The organism is Haemophilus sp. oral taxon 036 (assembly GCF_002998595.1).
Taxonomy (GTDB): Bacteria; Pseudomonadota; Gammaproteobacteria; order Enterobacterales; family Pasteurellaceae; genus Haemophilus; species Haemophilus haemolyticus_K.
This window is the reverse complement of the sequence record NZ_CP027235.1, coordinates 1509058-1529345: the sequence shown is the minus strand read 5'-3', so window position 1 is coordinate 1529345 and position 20288 is coordinate 1509058. Positions and strand designations below refer to the sequence as shown.

Annotated in this window: 20 protein-coding genes; 11 read left to right on the top strand and 9 right to left on the bottom strand. The window is 37.9% G+C overall.

From position 1 onward, the window contains the following. The first annotated feature begins 6 nt into the window (after positions 1-6). The 3 genes from C3V42_RS07485 (at position 7) to fbpC (ending at position 3653) form a co-directional block, all read left to right on the top strand. Positions 7-1005 (top strand): iron ABC transporter substrate-binding protein, encoded by a 999-nt coding sequence (locus tag C3V42_RS07485; protein ID WP_106014149.1) that lies wholly within the window; start codon positions 7-9, stop codon positions 1003-1005. A gap of 70 nt (positions 1006-1075) precedes the next feature. After that, positions 1076-2596: an iron ABC transporter permease gene (locus tag C3V42_RS07480; protein WP_106014148.1), complete on the top strand. Its 1521-nt coding sequence runs from the start codon at positions 1076-1078 to the stop codon at positions 2594-2596. Then, a complete protein-coding gene (gene fbpC, locus C3V42_RS07475) occupies positions 2583-3653 on the top strand; it encodes a Fe(3+) ABC transporter ATP-binding protein FbpC (RefSeq protein ID WP_164994235.1) in 1071 nt (356 codons plus the stop codon). Before C3V42_RS07480 ends, fbpC begins: the two co-directional genes overlap by 14 nt. Positions 3654-3688: 35 nt before the next feature. On the opposite strand, the gene C3V42_RS07470 is transcribed toward fbpC, so the two are convergent. From C3V42_RS07470 to C3V42_RS07460, 3 genes are read right to left on the bottom strand one after another with little or no spacing between them, the layout of a single operon-like run. Next, the gene (locus tag C3V42_RS07470; protein WP_106014147.1) at positions 3689-4369 is read right to left on the bottom strand and encodes a D-alanyl-D-alanine carboxypeptidase family protein; all 681 of its coding nucleotides are present in this window, start codon (positions 4367-4369) and stop codon (positions 3689-3691) included. A gap of 1 nt (position 4370) precedes the next feature. Next, positions 4371-5504: a succinyl-diaminopimelate desuccinylase gene (gene dapE, locus C3V42_RS07465; protein WP_106014146.1), complete on the bottom strand. Its 1134-nt coding sequence runs from the start codon at positions 5502-5504 to the stop codon at positions 4371-4373. Between the two features lie 27 nt (positions 5505-5531). Then, positions 5532-5876 (bottom strand): ArsC family reductase, encoded by a 345-nt coding sequence (locus tag C3V42_RS07460; RefSeq protein WP_106014145.1) that lies wholly within the window; start codon positions 5874-5876, stop codon positions 5532-5534. 134 nt (positions 5877-6010) lie between these two features. Here C3V42_RS07460 and C3V42_RS08670 point away from each other — a divergent pair, with 134 nt between their 5' ends. Together C3V42_RS08670 and C3V42_RS07455 are read left to right on the top strand one after the other, a co-directional pair. Beyond that, a complete protein-coding gene (locus C3V42_RS08670) occupies positions 6011-6178 on the top strand; it encodes a hypothetical protein (RefSeq protein WP_164994234.1) in 168 nt (55 codons plus the stop codon). A gap of 85 nt (positions 6179-6263) precedes the next feature. Further along, positions 6264-6542 carry a hypothetical protein gene (locus C3V42_RS07455; protein WP_240610345.1) on the top strand — a complete coding sequence of 93 codons (279 nt, stop codon included), beginning with the start codon at positions 6264-6266 and terminating at the stop codon, positions 6540-6542. 31 nt (positions 6543-6573) lie between these two features. Here C3V42_RS07455 and htpG read toward each other — a convergent pair whose 3' ends face one another. The 5 genes from htpG to C3V42_RS07430 form a co-directional block, all read right to left on the bottom strand. Beyond that, complete coding sequence (gene htpG / locus C3V42_RS07450) at positions 6574-8454, bottom strand: molecular chaperone HtpG (protein ID WP_164994233.1); 1881 nt, start codon at positions 8452-8454, stop codon at positions 6574-6576. Positions 8455-8666: 212 nt separating this feature from the next. After that, a complete protein-coding gene (locus C3V42_RS07445; protein WP_106014143.1) occupies positions 8667-9179 on the bottom strand; it encodes an OmpW family outer membrane protein in 513 nt (170 codons plus the stop codon). A gap of 50 nt (positions 9180-9229) precedes the next feature. Next, entirely contained in the window at positions 9230-9745 is a 516-nt protein-coding gene (locus C3V42_RS07440) for a SprT family zinc-dependent metalloprotease (protein ID WP_106014142.1), read from the bottom strand. A gap of 64 nt (positions 9746-9809) precedes the next feature. Continuing rightward, the gene (gene metK, locus C3V42_RS07435) at positions 9810-10964 is read right to left on the bottom strand and encodes a methionine adenosyltransferase (protein WP_005627231.1); all 1155 of its coding nucleotides are present in this window, start codon (positions 10962-10964) and stop codon (positions 9810-9812) included. An 84-nt stretch (positions 10965-11048) separates the two neighbouring features. Continuing rightward, positions 11049-11630 (bottom strand): anthranilate synthase component II, encoded by a 582-nt coding sequence (locus tag C3V42_RS07430; protein ID WP_106014141.1) that lies wholly within the window; start codon positions 11628-11630, stop codon positions 11049-11051. A 41-nt stretch (positions 11631-11671) separates the two neighbouring features. Between C3V42_RS07430 and C3V42_RS07425 the strand changes: the two genes are divergently transcribed. The 3 genes from C3V42_RS07425 (at position 11672) to C3V42_RS07415 (ending at position 14354) form a co-directional block, all read left to right on the top strand. Next, entirely contained in the window at positions 11672-12658 is a 987-nt protein-coding gene (locus C3V42_RS07425) for an aminodeoxychorismate synthase component I (RefSeq protein WP_106014140.1), read from the top strand. Further along, the gene (locus tag C3V42_RS07420; RefSeq protein WP_106014139.1) at positions 12658-13224 is read left to right on the top strand and encodes an aminotransferase class IV family protein; all 567 of its coding nucleotides are present in this window, start codon (positions 12658-12660) and stop codon (positions 13222-13224) included. The genes C3V42_RS07425 and C3V42_RS07420 overlap by 1 nt, the downstream gene beginning before the upstream one ends. Before the next feature lie 92 nt (positions 13225-13316). Beyond that, the gene (locus C3V42_RS07415) at positions 13317-14354 is read left to right on the top strand and encodes an ABC transporter substrate-binding protein (RefSeq protein ID WP_106014138.1); all 1038 of its coding nucleotides are present in this window, start codon (positions 13317-13319) and stop codon (positions 14352-14354) included. 62 nt (positions 14355-14416) lie between these two features. Here the strand turns inward: C3V42_RS07415 and fdhD are convergent, their stop codons facing one another. Next, positions 14417-15229, bottom strand: a complete 813-nt coding sequence (fdhD, locus tag C3V42_RS07410; RefSeq protein WP_106014137.1) for a formate dehydrogenase accessory sulfurtransferase FdhD — start codon at positions 15227-15229, stop codon at positions 14417-14419. A gap of 286 nt (positions 15230-15515) precedes the next feature. On the opposite strand from fdhD, the gene fdnG reads away from it, so the two are divergent. The 3 genes from fdnG to C3V42_RS07390 are packed head-to-tail and all read left to right on the top strand — an operon-like array spanning position 15516 to position 20251. Further along, complete coding sequence (gene fdnG, locus C3V42_RS07400; RefSeq protein ID WP_164994232.1) at positions 15516-18602, top strand: formate dehydrogenase-N subunit alpha; 3087 nt, start codon at positions 15516-15518, stop codon at positions 18600-18602. 1 nt (position 18603) lies between these two features. Beyond that, positions 18604-19542, top strand: coding sequence for a formate dehydrogenase subunit beta (gene fdxH / locus C3V42_RS07395; protein WP_048953725.1), 939 nt, complete (start codon positions 18604-18606; stop codon positions 19540-19542). Beyond that, the gene (locus tag C3V42_RS07390) at positions 19535-20251 is read left to right on the top strand and encodes a formate dehydrogenase subunit gamma (protein ID WP_048953726.1); all 717 of its coding nucleotides are present in this window, start codon (positions 19535-19537) and stop codon (positions 20249-20251) included. Before fdxH ends, C3V42_RS07390 begins: the two co-directional genes overlap by 8 nt. The last annotated feature ends 37 nt before the right edge of the window (positions 20252-20288 follow it).

The window sequence follows — 20288 nt, the reverse complement described above, 5'->3', positions numbered from 1 at the left end:
TTTTCAATGACATTAAAATCATTCAAAATTGCGACACTCGCCGCCGCACTTACATTCTCAGCAAGTAGCTTTGCCGACATTACCGTTTACAACGGCCAACATAAAGAAGCAGCAAAAGCCGTAGCTGATGCATTTACGCAAGAAACCGGCATTAAAGTCACTTTAAATAGTGCTAAAAGCGAACAGTTAGCTGGTCAACTTAAAGAAGAAGGTGATAAAAGCCCAGCCGATGTATTCTATTCAGAACAAACATCCCCATTCGCCGCACTTTCTGAAGCTGGTTTATTAGAACCACTTTCAGCCAATACAATCAAACAAACCTCTCACCAAGGTGTACCAGTTGCGCCTAAAAAAGATTGGATTGCATTAAGTGGTCGTTCTCGTGTTGTGGTTTATGATCACACTAAATTATCTGAAAAAGATATGGAAAAATCAGTACTTGATTACGCGACACCAAAATGGAAAGATAAAATCGGTTATGTACCAACCTCTGGTGCATTCTTAGAACAAGTTGTAGCCATTGTTAAACTAAAAGGCGAGAAAGTTGCGCTTAATTGGTTAAAAGGCTTAAAAGAAAATGGTAAACTTTACGCGAAAAACAGTGTTGCATTACAAGCTGTTGAAAATGGCGAAGTACCTGCAGCCTTAATTAATAACTACTACTGGTATGCATTAGCAAAAGAAAAAGGCGCAGAAAACTTAAAAACTCGCTTGTACTTTATTCGTCATAAAGACCCTGGTGCGTTAGTTACTTACTCAGGTGCTGCAATCTTAAAATCATCTAAAAATAAAGAAGAAGCGAAAAAATTCGTGGACTTCTTAGCAAGCAAAAAAGGTCAAGAAGCCTTAGTTGCTGTACGTGCAGAATATCCATTACGTACAGATGTGACTTCTCCATTCAATATGGAACCTTATGCTAAATTGCAAGCACCAGTAGTTTCAGCAACTACTGCTCAAGATAAAGAACAAGCAAATAAATTAATTGAAGAAGCTGGTTTAAAATAAGCCCGCTAACGTCGCAACTGTATTTTCACCCAAAGTGGAGATACAGTTGCCACATATAAAGGACTATCTTTTGACCCGAACTCCCCCACTTTGGCTCACCATCATTATTTTACTTATTGGTTTACCGCTCTTATTACCATTTCTATATATTCTTTTCCGTGCGATTGAAGTCGGATTAGGTCGTAGCCTTGAGCTTCTTATTCGCCCGAGAATGGCGGAATTACTGAGCAACACAATGCTTCTCATGGTCTGCGTAACTATTGGATCCATTTTTCTCGGTACGCTTTGTGCATTTTTACTTGAACGCTACCGTTTTTTCGGCAAATCATTTTTTGAAGTGGCGATGAGTTTGCCGCTTTGTATTCCTGCCTTTGTGAGCTGTTTTACTTGGATCAGTCTAACCTTTCGAGTAGAAGGTTTTTGGGGAACAATTGGCATCATGACATTAAGTTCTTTCCCACTCGCTTACTTGCCTATTTCAGCCACACTTAAACGACTAGATCGCTCTCTTGAAGAAGTAAGCCTTTCATTAGGAAAAAGCCAAACTTACACTTTTTGGTACGCTATTTTTCCGCAATTAAAACCGGCTATCGGTAGTAGTTTATTACTAATAGCATTACATATGCTCGTGGATTTCGGTGCGGTTTCTATTTTAAATTACCAAACATTCACCACAGCTATTTTCCAAGAATATGAAATGTCTTTTAATAACAGCACCGCTGCACTACTTTCCGCTGTATTAATGGCAATTTGTAGCATTATTGTTCTGGGAGAAACATTTTTCCGCGGTAAACAAACGCTTTACAACAGTGGCAAAGGCGTCACTCGTCCTTATCCAGTAAAAACGCTTTCTTTTGGCAAACAATGTTTAACTTTCGGTTTTTTCTCTAGCATATTCATCTTAAGCATTGGCGTGCCTGTAATTATGTTAATTTACTGGCTTATTGTGGGAACTTCACTCGAAAGTGCGGGTGATTTTTCAGAATTTTTATCGGCATTCAGCAATTCATTTATCATTTCAGGCTTAGGCGCATTGCTTACTGTAATTTGTGCCTTGCCATTAGTTTGGGCCGCCGTACGTTATCGTAGCAAATTAACCGTTTGGATCGATCGCTTACCTTACCTATTACACGCCGTACCTGGCTTAGTTATCGCATTATCGCTGATCTACTTTACGATCAACTATGCTAACAGCTTATATCAAACCTTTTTAGTTATTATCGTAGCTTACTTTATGCTCTATTTACCAATGGCACAAACCACACTTAGAGCCTCACTTGAGCAACTTTCTGATAATATTGAGAAAGTCGGACAAAGCCTAGGGCGAAGCCCATTCTATATTTTCCGAACTTTAACATTACCAGCAATGCTACCAGGCATTGCGGCGGCATTCTCTCTAGTATTTTTGAATTTAATGAAAGAGCTTACTGCAACACTTTTGCTCACGCCAAACGACATCAAAACCCTTTCGATTGCCGTTTGGGAATATACTAGTGATGCACAATACGCTGCGGCAACGCCTTATGCCTTAATGCTCGTTCTCTTTTCAGGGATTCCTGTGTTTTTATTGAAAAAATATGCATTTAAATAAAATGATAAATAATCCGTTATTAGCCGTTAAAAATCTCAATAAATTTTTTAATGAACAACAAGTTCTTCACGATATTTCCTTTACCTTGCAACGAGGTGAAATCCTCTTTTTGCTTGGCGCTTCTGGTTGTGGAAAAACAACGTTATTGCGAGCGATCGCAGGATTTGAGCAACCCAATACGGGCGAAATTTGGCTAAAAGAGCGGTTAATTTTTGGCGAGAATGCTAATGTACCAACGCAACAGCGCCATCTAGGTTATGTGGTGCAAGAAGGTGTGCTTTTCCCTCACTTAAATGTCTATCGCAACATTGCTTACGGATTGGGGAATGGAAAAGGGAAAACAGATGAAGAGAAAATACGGATTGAGCAGGCAATGCAACTCACTGGAATTAGTGAACTGGCAGAACGTTTTCCTCACCAACTCTCAGGCGGACAACAACAACGCGTGGCGCTAGCTCGAGCACTAGCGCCGAATCCAGAACTGATTTTATTAGACGAACCTTTTAGTGCCTTAGATGAACATCTTCGCCAGCAAATTCGTCATGATATGCTAAAAGCACTGCGTCAAAGTGGGGCATCTGCGATTTTCGTCACCCATGATCGTGATGAAGCATTACGTTATGCGGATAAAATCGCGGTTATCCAACAAGGAAAAATTTTACAAATCGACACGCCTCGTACACTTTATTGGTCACCTAATCATATTGAAACCGCAAGTTTTATTGGTGACAACATCCTGTTGTCGGCGAATCTGATTGATGAAAACACAGTTCAATGCCAATTAGGTAATATTCCTGTAAAAAACAAATCAATCTCGCTGAAACAAGGTAAGATTTTGCTTCGTCCAGAACAATTTAGCCTGTTTAAAACATCAGAAAATCCAACCGCACTTTTTAAAGGGCAAGTAAAACAAATCGAATTTAAAGGGAAAATTACCACTATTCAAATTGAAATTAATGGCTACGCAATATGGATTGAGAACATCATTTTCCCCGATTTATCTATTGGCGATGAGCTGCCAATTTATTTGCATGGAAAAGGGCTGTTCTACGCCTAAGAATAAAGCCTTATCTTCACGATAAGGCTTTATTTTTAAACAATATATTCTGAAAAAATTTGTTCAAGATTTGATATTAAACAGTCTGCGCCTAAAATATTTTCCTCTTTCCATGCCTGTTGCAAAATGTCTGGAGAAAATTGCTGGCTTGCCAATTCAGCTAACGGAAAATAACTGATATGCCAAGGCTCCCGCCCCACTTTCTTATTGGACTGCATATTTATAAAAGGTAAAGCAAAATCAAAGTGCGGTAAATTTTCGGTAAGAAATTCACTCAATTCAAAGAAATAGCCGCCTTTTTCATATTCCCAAGGCTCCAGTTGTAAAGATTGCCCCGATGGCAAAAGATCAGGATCGAAAATATCCACTTCCGTTCCCCAATGATGACGGCTAGCCCCTGGCAATGCAGACCAACGTAAAATTGCCTGACATTTTTGCCAGTCATCTAATTGGCTCAACTCTAATGCTTTGCCTGCGTCATCATGGACTTTTCTCTCGCCCTTAAATTTGCTGTTCCAAATAAGCTGTTGGCGTTCAAAATCACGAAAACTGCTCGCAGGCTGTAAATTAAAGCCATTTTTCTCCGCACTTTGTTGCAAACCTTGAAATGCTTGCACAGCTTGTGTCTGCAAAAAATGATTTGATGAATGAGTTGCCGGTAAATTGACTAAATGCTCACGAGACTTTCCTGTAAGTATTTCTGGCGTTAATTTCATTTTAGCTATCCAATAAATTCACTAACATTTTGTGATAAATCTCACCGCACTTGCCAAGATCTTCTACACTGACACATTCGTTGACTTTATGAATTGTTGCGTTAAGTGGCCCAAATTCCACTACTTCTGCGCCCATCAATGCAATAAAACGACCGTCTGAGGTGCCACCACCTGTTTCAGCCTTTGGCGTTATGCCTGTGATTTCCTCAATTGCGCTAGTTATCGAATCTAATAATTTACCTGGTTTTGTTAAAAACGGTTTACCTGATAAATTCCATTCAATACGATATTTCAAATTATGTTTTTCTAGCATTTCAGCCACTTTTTGCTTGATGATTTCATCCGTTACTTCTGTGCAATAACGCAAATTGAACTGAATATATAACTCGCCTGGAATCACATTATTGCTTCCCGTACCTGCGTGAATATTAGCAATTTGTAGGCTTGTTGGAGGGAAAAACTCATTACCTTCATCCCATTGATAGGTCGTTAATTCTTGCAAGAATGGGGCTGCTTTATGGATTGGATTTTCGGCTAAATGCGGATATGCCACGTGTCCTTGAATCCCCTGAATATAAAGGTTTCCTGTAATTGAGCCGCGGCGACCATTTTTGACAACATCGCCTAAGTTTTTAGCACTCGATGGCTCACCAACCATACAATAAGTAATTTTTTCATCACGCGCCATTAAAGTCTCAACCACACGCACAGTACCATCTTTTGCGGCGGCCTCTTCATCAGACGTAATCAATAATGCAATTGTGCCTTTATGATTAGGATTTGCTTTTACATATTCTTCTGCCGCCACAATCATTGCAGCAAGGGAGCCTTTCATATCCGCCGCACCACGACCATAAAGCATGCCATCAATAATCTCAGCAGAAAACGGCGGAAACGACCACTGATTTTCATCACCAGTAGGCACAACATCCGTATGACCTGCAAAAGCAATAACTGGCTCACCCGTTCCGTGTTTTGCCCAAAAATTCAGCGTATCACTAAAAGGCATCCATTCAATTTGAAAACCTAACTTTTCTAAACGTTCTGAAATAATTTGCTGACAACCTTCGTCATTAGGGCTAATAGATGGGCGACGAATTAAATCTTGCGCCAACGAAACCACTTTTTCTCTCATAAAAACTCCTAAGAAAATAACCGCACTCTAGGCAAAAGCAACCTGATATTCCTTTTCATTAAATCCAATTAGTGCCTTCCCATCTTGTAAAATAATTGGGCGTTTAATTAAAGTTGGATTCTCTGCCAACACGGAAAGTGCGGTCGTTTTATCAAGGGAATTTTTAACTTGCTCATCCAAATTACGCCAAGTTGTACTACGTTTATTCACCAACACATCCCAGCCAAATTGAGCTTCCGCTTGAACTAAAAAATTCGAATCTAAACCATCAACACGGTAGTCGTGCAGTTTGTGTTCAATATTGTGATCCGCCAACCATTTCAATGCTTTTTTTACTGTATCGCAATTTTTAATGCCGTAAACTGTAATCATATTTTTCTCTCTTTTCTCGCCATTTAATTACAGCATTATACCTGAAAAACGGCCAATAATTCGATGAAAAAACAGATGAAAAAATTCGATTAGTCAGGCATAATATTGTCAATATTCACAGTAAGGAGTCTCAAATGGAACTCACTTTTGAACAAATTTCTGATTTACTCAAAACGAAAAAAAAAGACAAGGAAGAATATGCTTTTAGTTTGGAAGAACGACAATTAGCTGCAAAAGCAAGTGCGGAAACTTGGCAAGCTATTTTAAATAATAAAATTGAGCCATTCGATTTTAAAAAATAGAGTTAATTATGCCGCCAACATACGATGTTTATATCGCCGAAACATCCGGGGATTGTCTTAAAAAAATCTTCTAAAACAATTTATCGTGACTTATCTAACTCAAGACGATCTTGATAAACTAAAAATGATTTTAATGAATATCCCGCAACTTAGACCATTCTGGGGAAAGACAGGCTATAAATATATTACAATCAATAATATCTATTTTTTATATGAAGTGGCCGAAGACGAAAGAAAAGTCATTATTTTAGGTGCTAAATTTAATAATAAACGAAAAACATTTAATTTTGCGAATACACTCAAGCAACAAAAAACAATGAAAAAATGGATTGAGGATTATCCTAAATACTATCCCAATAAATAAGCCCGATTTAATCGGGCTTATTGATTTTTAGTTAGCCTAATAATTTATTTATGCGCTTAATAAACACAGCTGGGTTTTCCAAAGATCCGCGCTCTGCTAACATAGCTTGTTCGAGCAGCAATTCCACCCAATCAGAAAATTCAGTTTCATCTGCAATATCAGCCACTTTTTTCACTAAGTGGTGTTCTGGATTAAGTTCAAAGGTGTATTTTACTTCTGGTACAGGTTGCCCTGCGGCGGCAAACAATTTCGCCATTTGGGTCGTCATTTGATCATTATCCGTAGAAACCACCGCTGGTGTATCTGTTAAATTGTGAGTTAAACGCACCATTTTCACACGTTCGCCAAGCAAGTTTTTCACACGCTCAATAAAACTACCAAAGGCTTCATCTTGTTGTTTTTGTGTTTCAGACTCTTTATCGGCTAAATCGCCTAAATCCAAATCTGCTTTCGTGATACTTTGTAATTGTTTACCGTCGAATTCAGTTAAATAGCTTAACATCCATTCATCAATGCGATCGGAAAGCAACAAAACCTCAATGCTTTTTTTATTGAATAATTCCAAGTGTGGGCTATTTTTCGCTGCAACATAACTATCCGCTGTAATGTAATAGATAGCTTTTTGCCCCTCTTTCATACGCGAGATGTAATCTTCTAAAGAGACAGTTTGTTCGCTGCTATCATTATGTGTCGAAGCAAAACGCAATAACTTCGCGACAGTTTCTTTGTTAGCAAAATCTTCTGCAGGGCCTTCTTTCAAGACTAAACCAAACTCTTTCCAGAATTGAAGATATTTTTCTGCATCATCTTTTGCTAATTTTTCTAGCATTTGTAATGAACGCTTAGTTAATGCTTTGCGTAATGCCGCAGTAATTTTGTTATCTTGCAAAATTTCACGAGATACATTTAATGGCAAGTCATTGCTATCGATTAAACCACGCATAAAACGTAGATAATTCGGCATAAATTGTTCAGCATCATCCATAATAAATACGCGTTGAACATAAAGTTTTAAGCCATGTTTATGTTCGCGATTAAATAAATCCCAAGGTGCTTTAGCTGGCACATAAAGCAAACTAGTATATGATTGATTTCCTTCAACTTTGTTATGCGCCCAAGTGACAGGATCAGCAAAATCATGGCTTAAGTGTTTGTAAAACTCTTTATATTCCTCATCGGAAACATCATTTTTAGAACGCGTCCAAAGTGCATCGGATTTATTAATTTTCTCCCATTTTTCACCGCACTCTTTGCCTTCATCATCATATTCTTTCGTCAGCATTTCCACTGGCAAGCCAATATGGTCAGAATATTTACCGATAATTTCACGCAAACGCCATTCGTTTAAAAATTCTTTTTCATCTTCGCGTAACTGTAAAATCACATCTGTGCCACGGGATTTTTTCTCAATATCCGCCACAGAATATTCACCTTCACCCGCAGATTCCCAAAGTACGGCTTTATCCGCCTCTTCGCCAGCCGCTCTAGTTTTTACAGTCACTTTATCTGCCACAATAAAAGCTGAATAAAAACCCACACCAAATTGCCCAATAAGCTGGCTGTTTTTTGCTTGGTCTTGGCCAAGTGCGGTTAAAAATTCTTTTGTTCCTGATTTTGCAATCGTCCCCAAATGATCGATGACTTGCTCGCGAGTCATACCTATGCCGTTATCACTAATTGTGATAGTGCCTTTATCCGCATCAACGCTCACGCGCACACGCAAGTCGCCATCACCTTCATATAAAGCAGGGTTGGAAAGTGCTTTAAAGCGTAATTTATCTGCTGCATCAGAGGCATTAGAAATTAATTCACGTAAGAAAATTTCTTTGTTGGAATACAAAGAATGAATCATTAATTGGAGTAGTTGTTTGACTTCAGATTGGAAGCCGCGAGTTTCTTGATTTTGTGACATAATTTTTTCCTTCATAAAGATAAAAATTGAACGTCACAGATATAAGAATAAAAAGAAAGATTTCAAGGGGAAAAGCAAAGTGCGGTGAATTTTCACCGTATTTTATTCAAACATTTTCCTAAAATATCTAGAAATGAATAACGGTGATCACCATAAGCAATCACCGTTAAACCAAAAGTGTTTTCTTAAGGAGGTTTTGGGTACTCTAAAAATTAGAATCCGTAACCCACACCAACTTTCGCACCATAGTTATTAACTTTGGTATTATCAAAACTACCTAGACGGTTATACTCAACACCGCCATTTGCATACCAGTTACCATCTAATTTATATTTAGCACCTGCTACAACACCATAGCCAATTTTAGTTTCAGAAGAACTTTTATATACTTGGTTAGCTCTATTATCATATCTGAATTGGTTAGCTGCAACACGCGCGCCTACATAAGGTTCAACTTTAGAATTTGTATCAAAATCATATAATACTGATGCACCTAAACCGTGAATTTTCGCACCATCAACTTTTCCATGATGAGTATAATCACCCGCAACACGCGTATTTCCTAATTTATAACCAACCGCTACACGAGGTTCAACTCGAGTATTATTACTACCGTTTGCTTGAGTTTGAGATAAACCGATATCGCCTTCAGCATAGATATTCGCATTTGCGGCAGAAGCAAAGGCAAATGCACCAACAATAACGGCTAATAAAGATTTTTTCATTGGATAACTCCTTTATTTATTGAATAAACTGGAAGAATATATCACAAAAATTATTCTGTTTCATCGACAAAAACTAATTTTCCTTTACATTTTCTACATAAATATTCAATCTTTTCTTTTACTATTCTATTATGTCGGCGAATACTTAGAAAATGTGTTTGGCACGCACAACGATATTCAAAATTTTTACCTTGCACATTTTTTATATCAAACTGATGACAAGTATCCGCAGAAAGCTTAAAAATTTCATTCATTACAAGCTGCCACTCTTTCCCATGAGGTTTTACACGACCAACCATTTGATACACAATCAAATGCGCAAGCTCATGTGGCACGACTTGTCGAATAAATTCATCCGCATTTTCTAATAACAAAGTGCGGTTAAATTTTATTTCATTTTTTTGTAGGTAAGCTACTCCCGCCTTTATGCCACGCAACTCATAATTTACCTCAGGCATTGTAAATTTTCGCTTAAAATAAGCCTCTGCAAGCGACAAAGACTGATTCAATTTACGTTGCACTTGCATTTTTAAATGACGAAATGGAATTTGCTCTATTGATGTCATGATTGAAAAGAAAAAACCGCTAGATAAGCGGCTTTTATATAATTTACTAAATTAAAAAATAAGATTATTTTAATCCTGCTGCAACACGTAATTCTGCTGCACGATCCACTTTTTCCCAAGGGAATTGCTCACGACCGAAATGACCATAAGCTGCCGTTTCACGATAGATTGGTTGAATTAAATCTAACATTTTAATTAAGCCATAAGGGCGTAAATCAAAGAATTCACGAACTAACGACACTAATAATTCATTCGCAACTTTTCCAGTTCCAAAGGTTTCGACCATGATAGATGTTGGATCAGCCACACCAATCGCATAAGAAAGTTGGATTTCACAACGATCTGCCAAACCAGCTGCCACAATATTTTTTGCGACATAGCGTGCAGCATAAGCTGCTGAACGGTCAACTTTAGATGGATCTTTTCCTGAGAATGCGCCACCACCGTGACGAGCAGCACCACCGTAAGTATCTACAATAATTTTACGACCAGTTAAACCACAATCCCCCATCGGTCCACCAATAACAAAACGACCAGTCGGGTTAATGAAGAATTTTGTTTCTTTAGAAAGCCATTCACTTGGTAATACCGGTTTGATAATTTCTTCCATCACACCTTCATGCAAATCTTTTTGGCTAACTTCTTCAGAATGTTGAGTAGAAAGCACAACCGCATCCACACCAACAATTTTATTATCTTCATATTTTAACGTTACTTGGCTTTTCGCATCTGGGCGTAACCATGCTAATTTACCGCTTTTACGCACTTCAGCTTGTTTTTCCATTAAACGATGAGCATAAGTAATAGCTGCTGGCATTAATACATCCGTTTCATTGGTGGCATAACCAAACATGATACCTTGGTCGCCTGCGCCTTGATCTAATGGATTTTCACGATCAACACCTTGATTAATATCTGCAGATTGTTTACCAATCGCATTAAGCACCGCACAAGAATGACCATCAAACCCCATTTCAGAATGTTCATAACCAATATCACAAATCACTTTACGCGTTAAATTCTCAATATCGACCCATGCTGATGTGGTAATTTCGCCACCAACTAATGCCATACCGGTTTTTACATAGGTCTCACAAGCTACTCGTGCTTTTGGATCTTGTTTTAGGATTTCATCAAGTACCGCATCAGAAATTTGATCGGCAATTTTATCTGGATGCCCTTCAGATACAGATTCAGATGTAAATAAATAGCTAGACATATTTTCTCTCTTTTTCTTTTAAATTTGGATGTATTGACGTATAGACGTCTATAATACGTATTTTAGCTTAATAAGCAAGCGCTATTATTGATTAATCGCAGCAGGAATATTCAACCAATTACGCAAAATTTGCTCACCGAAGTCTGACATATAAGACTCTGGGTGAAACTGAACGCCATAAATTGGTAAAGATTTATGCTGCATAGCCATGACCACGCCTTCATCACAAAGTGCGGTAACTTCTAGGCAACTAGGAAAATCTTTTTTCTGTACGCCCCAAGAATGATATAGCCCGATATTAAATTCGCTTGGAAGGCTAAAAAATAATGGAGAATTTGACCGCACTTTTAAAATTCGTTTCTGGCCATGACGGACTTTCTCTAAGTTATACAATGTACCACCAAAAAATTCACATAAGGTTTGATGCCCTAAACACACACCTAAAATAGATTTTTTCTGATGATATTTTTCCAACATGGAAAAAAGTTGAGAATAAACTTGTGGTACATCAGGCCCTGGTGAAATCAATATATGACTATATTTTTCCGCAGTACTTTCCTTTAAATCTTCCACGTTTAAAACATCATAAGGCACATTTAATTTTCGAATTAAATCCACCAAGTTAAAAGTAAAAGAATCGTGATTATTAATGATAAGTAATTTCATAACCGCTCGGCATTCGTTATAATCGGGCAATTTTACGCAAAATGACACAAAGCACAATGCAACATTTTATTGAACAGGCTAATCATTATGGCAAACAACGTACGCCATTTTTCTTTCTCATTGATTTTGAAAAAGAAAAACCATTGATTTATCCTCTAAAAAATTGCGCACAACAAGGCATTTATTTTGATATTTTAGGGAAAAGAAATCACACAATTTCTCCACAATCTATCCCTCTTAATTTTACCAAACATCCAATGCCCTTCTCGCGTTATCAACAAGGTTTTAAACTTGTTCAAAGTGAATTACAGAAAGGCAATTCTTATTTATTGAATCTAACTTATCCTACTGAAATTTCAGGCAATCTTTCACTTGAACAAATTTTTCATCAAACCAATGCACCTTATAAATTGTGGTTACAAGATCAATTTGTTTGCTTCTCACCAGAATGTTTTGTCAATATTCATGACAACCGCATTTTTACTTATCCCATGAAAGGGACTATTAATGCATCTCTGCCCGATGCAGAAAATCAGTTACTCACAAATGAAAAAGAACAACGCGAACATTACACGATTGTTGATTTGATGCGTAATGATTTATCAATGGTCGCAGAAAACATTCGTGTTAAAAAATTTCGTTATATCGATCGCATCAAAACACAAAAAGGCGAAATACTACAAACCAGTTCTGAAATTTACGGAAAATTGAATAAAAACTGGCAAAATCAAATTGGCGATATTTTAGCGAAACTCTTGCCTGCTGGGTCTATTAGTGGCGCACCAAAAGAAAAAACCATACAAATTATTCAGCACGCAGAAAAACAAAAACGCGGTTATTACACAGGAATCTTTGGCATATTTGATGGTAAAACACTACAAAGTGCGGTGGCAATTCGATTTATTTCTCAAATAGATGAAAAATTTTATTTTCATAGTGGAGGTGGAATTACCATTCATAGCAATGTGCAAGATGAATATGAAGAATTGTTAGAAAAAGTCTATTTACCGATTGAAGGTGCTGATTAATGTATCCTCTATTTGAAACCCTTTGTATTAAAAACGGGAAAATTCAAAATATCGATTTACACCAAGCGCGATATGAACGTAGTTTACGTGAATATTATGGCAAAAGTGCGGTGAAAATTTTTAATCTTTTTTCACTCATTCAACTTCCTGCGCCCTTACAAAATAGAGTAGTTCGCTGCCGCATTGATTACAATGCCGAAATCACACAAATTCAATATTTTGAATACCATCGAAAAATTTACCGCACTTTTCAACCTGTAATTTATGACGATATCGAATATAGCTTGAAATATTCCGATCGCAGTTTAATTAATACATTATTTGCTCAACGTGGTGCTTGTGATGAAATTATTATTATCAAAAATGGAAAAGTAACAGATTGTTCTATTGGTAATTTAATTTTCCGCCAAGAGAAAAAATGGTACACACCAGACACGCCATTGCTTTTAGGCACACAACGAGAAAAATTATTACAAGAGGGGAAAATTCAAGAACGCACAATATTCCAAGAAGATATTGTCAATTTTGATGAAATTAAAATCATTAATGCAATGAATACGCTCTAAAACGGGTATTACCTCTCTTTACAAAATTTTTTTAAAATTTTATATTGCCTAGCGACTTGGCTTAACATGACACTATAATCATAAGGAAAAATATGGCACAACCTCTCCAAACATCATTAAAACTCACTTCACTTCTTGGACTAGCTGTACTAAGTGCTACCTCTACCGCTCAAGCTGCAGGTAAACTTACCGTCTATTGCAGTGTTCAAAATACAACTTGTGAACAAGTGACAAAAGCATTTGCTCAAAAATATCAAATAGAAACACAGTTCATTCGTAATAGCACAGGGACCATTTTAGGTAAAATCAAGTCTGAAAAAGAAAATCCTCAAGCAGATGTTTGGTATGGGGGCACTATTGAACCGCATTTACAAGCAGCCGAGTTGAACTTGCTTGAAAAATACCGCTCCCCAATACAAAAACAGATTATGCCCGAATTCAAATCCTTAATGGCTCAGCGCGGTGATTTCACATCTGTTATTTACCTAATGGAAATGGGAATTGGCATTAACACTAAAAAACTAGCCTCATTGGGGATTACGCCACCAAAATGTTTCGCCGATTTAACCAAACCTGAATTCAAAAATGAAATTCAATACGCAGACCCACGTGTTTCAGGAACCGGTTATTCGTTATTAAGCACGCTCATTTCTCTATGGGGTGAAGAAAAAACGAATGATTACTTAAAAGCCTTGGATCACAATGTTTCCCAATATACAAAAAGTGGGCTCGCAACTAGTTATTTGGCAACGGGTGATGTCGCAATTGATATAGGTTTCATGCTCAATTATGCTAAAGAAAAGAATAAAGGCGCACCCGTTGAAGGTGTTTTACCTTGTGAAGGTGTTGGATACGCATTAGGGGCTGCAAGCATTATTAAAGGGGCGCGTAATTTAGATAACGCAAAATTATTTATTGATTTCGTGTTAAGCAAAGAAGCTCAAGAAATTCCTTGGCGATTTGGCGATTCTTATCAGTTACCGACCAATATTTATGCCCAACCAGCACCAGGCTTTACACCCGCAGACAAACTTAAGCTTATAGATATGAATTTTATAAAATTTGGATCTGATAAAGAAGGTAAACGCTTGATTCAACAATGGATATCAGACATTAAAGAAAGAGGTTAAATATCCCTAAACAAAACAGGAAATAGAAGAGGCACATTACCCTATTTCCTGTTTTATATTCACTAAAATTTCAACCGCTCTTTACCACAGTAAATATTCCCCCGCCCTTCTCTCGCAAACCCAATTAGGGTTAAATTATGCTCATTCGCCATTTTCACCGCCAAATCTGTAGCCGCAGAAATTGTCATTAACATCTCTATACCGCAAGCTATTGTTTTTTGAACCATTTCATAACTCGCGCGACTAGAGGCTAAAATAAATCCCTGAGGTTTATCAGTTTTTGCATACCAACCAAGTAGCTTATCTAGTGCAACATGTCGCCCTACATCCTCACGAATTGCAAGCATATTGCCTTGTAAATCAAAAAAAGCACAAGCGTGTGTCGCTCCTGTTTGTTGAGCAAGTTGTTGATGAATTTGTAATGTAGTTAAGCAACTATCTAACCGATTAATATCAAACTGAAAGGTTTGCTCTAATTTTGGGAAGTGTTTATAAACTTGATTAAGCTGCTCTGTACCACAAATACCACAACCAGTTCTCCCAGTAAGGTTTCGACGATGTTCTTTTAATGCCATAAATTTTCGACTAGAAAGTTCAATTTGAACTTCTATACCATTACAGGCTTCTATCACGTCAATACCATAAATATCCGAAGGTTTATCAATAATTCCCTCTGTTAGAGAAAACCCCAATGCAAAATCTTCTAAATTCTTTGGTGAGCACATCATCACGGCATGAGAAATATCGTTATAAACAAGAGAAACGGGGATTTCAACAGCAAGATCATCCTCTTTCTCGGTTAAAAGTGCGGTAATTTTTTCTTCTTTTTTATTTGTTCTAAACAAATAGATTGAGTGTCGTAAAAGCCAGTTCATTTCTTGTTATATCCATTACACGCATGTAACAATTTTGTTAAATTTGTTTCATTTTTATGATCTAGATCACTTATTTTTAGCAATCTAATGTAATTTGATTATAGATTTATGGTTAAAAAATCGTTATCCTTAGGCCCGCTTAAATTGGTGTTTTTTGCTATCGCCTTTTTATGTTACCTTTCGATAAGGCTATTTTATCGAAATCAATCAAATTATCTAAGCGAATTTTTTACTATCTAAAAATCTAAAACACATTAACGCTCACTGTTAATGTAAAGGAGTGATTATGCAGATCTCAAGAAGAAAATTCTTTAAGGTCTGTGCAGGTGGTATGGCGGGAACTTCAGCCGCAATGTTGGGCTTTGCGCCTACAAGTGCATTGGCTGCACCGCGTGAATATAAATTATTACGCGCATTCGAATCTCGTAACACCTGTACATATTGTGCCGTAAGCTGCGGTATGTTGTTATATAGCACTGGAAAACCTGCTGATACATTAAGTGGCCACACCAGCACAAATACTCGTTCTAAATTATTTCACCTTGAAGGTGATCCAGATCATCCAGTAAGTCGTGGTGCACTTTGCCCTAAAGGTGCTGGTGCATTAGACTATGTAAATAGTGAAAGCCGTTCCTTATATCCTCAATATCGTGCACCTGGTTCTGATAAATGGGAACGAATTTCTTGGCAAGATGCAATTAAACGCATTGCTCGCTTACTGAAAGACGATCGTGATGCTAACTTCGTTGAAAAAGATGCAAGTGGCAAAACCGTGAACCGTTGGACAACTACAGGTATTATGACTGCATCAGCCATAAGCAACGAAGCCGCACTACTGACTCATAAATGGGTGCGGATGTTGGGTATGGTACCGATGTGTAACCAAGCGAATACTTGACACGGACCAACGGTAGCAAGTCTTGCTCCATCATTTGGTCGCGGTGCGATGACAAATAACTGGGTTGATATTAAAAATGCCAACCTTATCATTGTTCAAGGCGGTAACCCTGCAGAAGCTCACCCTGTTGGCTTCCGTTGGGCAATTGAAGCAAAGAAAAACGGTGCGAAACTTATCGTTATCGATCCACGCTTTAACCGTACAGCCTCTGTTGCAGATTTACATGCGCCAATTCGTTCTGGTTCAGATATCGCATTTTTAATGGGTGTTATCCGTTACTTATTGGAAACAAACCAAATTCAACATGAATACGTTAAACACTATACTAATGCTTCATTCTTAGTTGACGAAGGTTTCAAATTTGAAGATGGTTTATTTGTAGGTTATAACGAAGAAAAACGTAACTACGATAAATCTAAATGGAACTATCAATTTGATGAGAACGGGAATGCTAAACGTGATATGACCTTACAACACCCTCGTTGTGTCATTAATATCTTAAAAGATCATGTTTCACGTTATACCCCAGAAATGGTTGAACGTATCACGGGTGTAAAACAAAAACTCTTCTTACAAATCTGTGAAGAAATTGGTAAAACCGCAGCCCCAAATAAAACGATGACGCACCTATATGCGTTAGGTTTTACTGAGCATTCAATCGGTACACAAAATATTCGCTCAATGGCAATGATCCAATTACTTTTAGGTAATATGGGTATGCCTGGTGGTGGTATTAATGCATTACGTGGTCACTCCAATGTGCAAGGTACAACAGATATGGGCCTATTGCCAATGTCTTTACCTGGTTACATGCGTTTACCAAACGATAAAGATACCTCTTATGAGCAATACATCAACGCGATTACACCAAAAGATATTGTTCCAAACCAAGTGAACTATTATCGTCATACTTCAAAATTCTTTGTTAGTATGATGAAAACCTTCTACGGTGATAAAGCAACCAAAGAAAATGGTTGGGGGTTTGATTTCTTACCAAAAGCAGATCGCTTATATGACCCGATTACTCACGTTAAATTGATGAATGAAGGCAAATTACACGGTTGGATTTTACAAGGCTTTAACGTGTTAAACTCATTACCGAACAAAAACAAAACTGTTGCAGGAATGAGTAAGTTAAAATTCTTAATCGTGATGGATCCGCTTCAAACTGAATCCTCTGAATTCTGGAAAAACTTTGGTGAATCAAACAACGTGAATTCTTCAGAAATTCAAACTGAAGTCTTCCGCCTACCAACAACCTGTTTCGCAGAAGAAGATGGTTCAATTGTAAACTCAGGACGTTGGGCGCAATGGCACTGGAAAGGTTGTGATCAGCCAGGTGAAGCATTACCAGATGTTGAAATTCTTTCTATGATTCGTGAAGAAATGCATCATCTTTATCAAAAAGAAGGTGGTCGCGGTATTGAATCCTTTGAAGCAATGACTTGGGACTATGCTCAACCACACTCACCAAGTGCGGTAGAATTAGCTAAAGAATTAAATGGTTATGCGCTTGAAGATCTTTATGATCCAAACGGTAACTTGATGTACAAAAAAGGTCAATTACTCAATGGATTCGCACATTTACGTGATGATGGTACAACAACATCTGGTAACTGGTTATACGTTGGTCAATGGACAGAAAAAGGTAACCAAACCGCAAATCGTGATAACTCAGACCCATCAGGTTTAGGTTGCACCATTGGTTGGGGCTTTGCATGGCCTGCAAACCGTCGTGTACTTTATAGCCGCGCATCATTAGATATCAATGGTAATCCTTGGGATAAAAACCGCCAATTAATCAAATGGAATGGTAAAAACTGGAACTGGCATGATGTAGCAGACTATGGTACACAACCACCAGGTTCTGATACTGGACCATTTATTATGTCTGCTGAAGGTGTAGGTCGTTTGTTTGCAGTTGATAAAATTGCAAATGGTCCGATGCCTGAACACTATGAACCAGTTGAAAGCCCAATAGATACTAACCCATTACACGCTGCAGTGGTAAGTGATCCTACAGTACGTATTTATCCTGAAGATAAAGAATTTATCGGTTCAAATAAAGAGTTCCCATTCGTGGCAACAACTTACCGATTAACGGAACACTTCCATAGTTGGACTGCACAATCTGCATTAAATATCATCGCACAACCACAACAATTTGTGGAAATCGGTGAAAAATTAGCGGCAGAAAAAGGCATCCAAAAAGGCGATATGGTAAAAATTACTTCTCGTCGTGGCTATATTAAAGCTGTTGCCGTAGTTACGAAACGTCTTAAAGATCTCGAAATTGATGGACGTACCGTACACCATGTAGGTCTTCCAATTCACTGGAATATGAAAGCCTTAAATGGTAAAGGTAATCGTGGATTTGCTACTAATACCTTAACACCATCTTGGGGTGAGGCAAACACGCAAACACCAGAATACAAAACATTCTTGGTGAATATTGAAAAAGTTGGGGAGGCATAATATGGCAGGAACTGCTCAAGGCGTTCAAACGCAAGACGTTATTAAAATCTCCGCAACTTCAGGCTTAACACCTGCACCACACGCGCGAGATCATAAAGTTGAAGTCGCAAAATTAATCGATGTTACTACCTGTATTGGCTGTAAAGCTTGTCAGGTAGGCTGTTCAGAGTGGAATGATATCCGCTCTGATGTCAATGCTCAGTGTGTCGGGATCTATGATAACCCTGTTGATCTCAATGCAAAAGCATGGACAGTAATGCGTTTTAACGAAGTAGAAGAAAACGATCGTTTAGAATGGTTAATTCGTAAAGATGGTTGTATGCACTGTGCTGAACCAGGCTGTTTGAAAGCTTGTCCATCACCGGGCGCAATCATCCAATACGCCAATGGTATTGTAGATTTCCAATCTGATAAATGTATTGGTTGTGGCTATTGTATCGCGGGATGTCCATTCAATATTCCTCGAATGAATCCTGAAGATAATCGAGTATACAAATGTACCCTTTGCGTGGATCGCGTATCTGTAGGTCAAGAGCCTGCTTGCGTGAAAACCTGTCCAACTGGTGCAATTCGTTTCGGTTCTAAGGAAGAAATGAAAGTATACGCAGAACAACGCATTGCTGAATTAAAAGCACGTGGTTATGAAAATGCGGGGCTTTACGATCCTGAAGGTGTTGGTGGTACGCATGTAATGTATGTATTACACCATGCAGATAAACCTGAACTTTATTCAGGTCTTCCGAAAAACCCAAGTATTGATCCAAGCGTTACTTTATGGAAAGATGTGTTAAAACCAGTTGCGGCAGTGGCAATGGGTGGTTTAGCCCTTGCAGAAATCGCACACTACTTAACTGTTGGTCCAAATGTAGAAGAAGATGTGGAAGATCATCACCACGAATTTGAAGAAGAAAAATCAACTAAGGGGGAAAACCATGAGTAAAATTGAAATTAGCAACGATACTCGCGTTATCCGCCATAGAACGCCTGCGCGTATCAGCCACTGGATGTTGGTAATTTGCTTTTTTATGACAATGTTCACTGGGGTTGCCTTTTTCTTCCCAGATTTTGCGTGGTTAACAGAAATTTTGGGAACACCACAAATTGCACGTGCAGTTCACCCGTTCACGGGGATATTAATGTTCTTTGCTTTTATTTACTTAGCTTTATTATACTGGGATCATAATATTCCAGAAAAAAATGATATTCGCTGGGCAAAAGGCATATTAGAAGTATTAAAAGGTAATGAGCATGCTGTAGCTGATAATGGTAAATATAACTTTGGCCAAAAAATGTTATTTTGGACATTAAATTTAGCTATGGTGACATTATTAGTAACAGGCATCATTATGTGGCGCCAATACTTCTCACATTACTTCTCAATTCCAGTATTGCGTATTGCAATTTTGCTTCACTCATTAAGTGCTTTCATGCTATTCACTGGCATCCTAGTACATATGTATATGGCATTTTGGATCAAGGGCTCTATTCGTGGTATTGTTGAAGGATGGGTAACTGTTCGCTGGGCGAAAAAACACCATCCAAAATGGTATCGTGAAGAGGTGTTAGAAGCACTAGAGAATGACCTTATTAACGAAAAAAATGACAAAGGTGGGAAAACCAAAGTATTATTTAAAGGCTTTGGAAAATAACCCCCTAGTATGAAAAAGTGCGGTTAAATAACCGCAC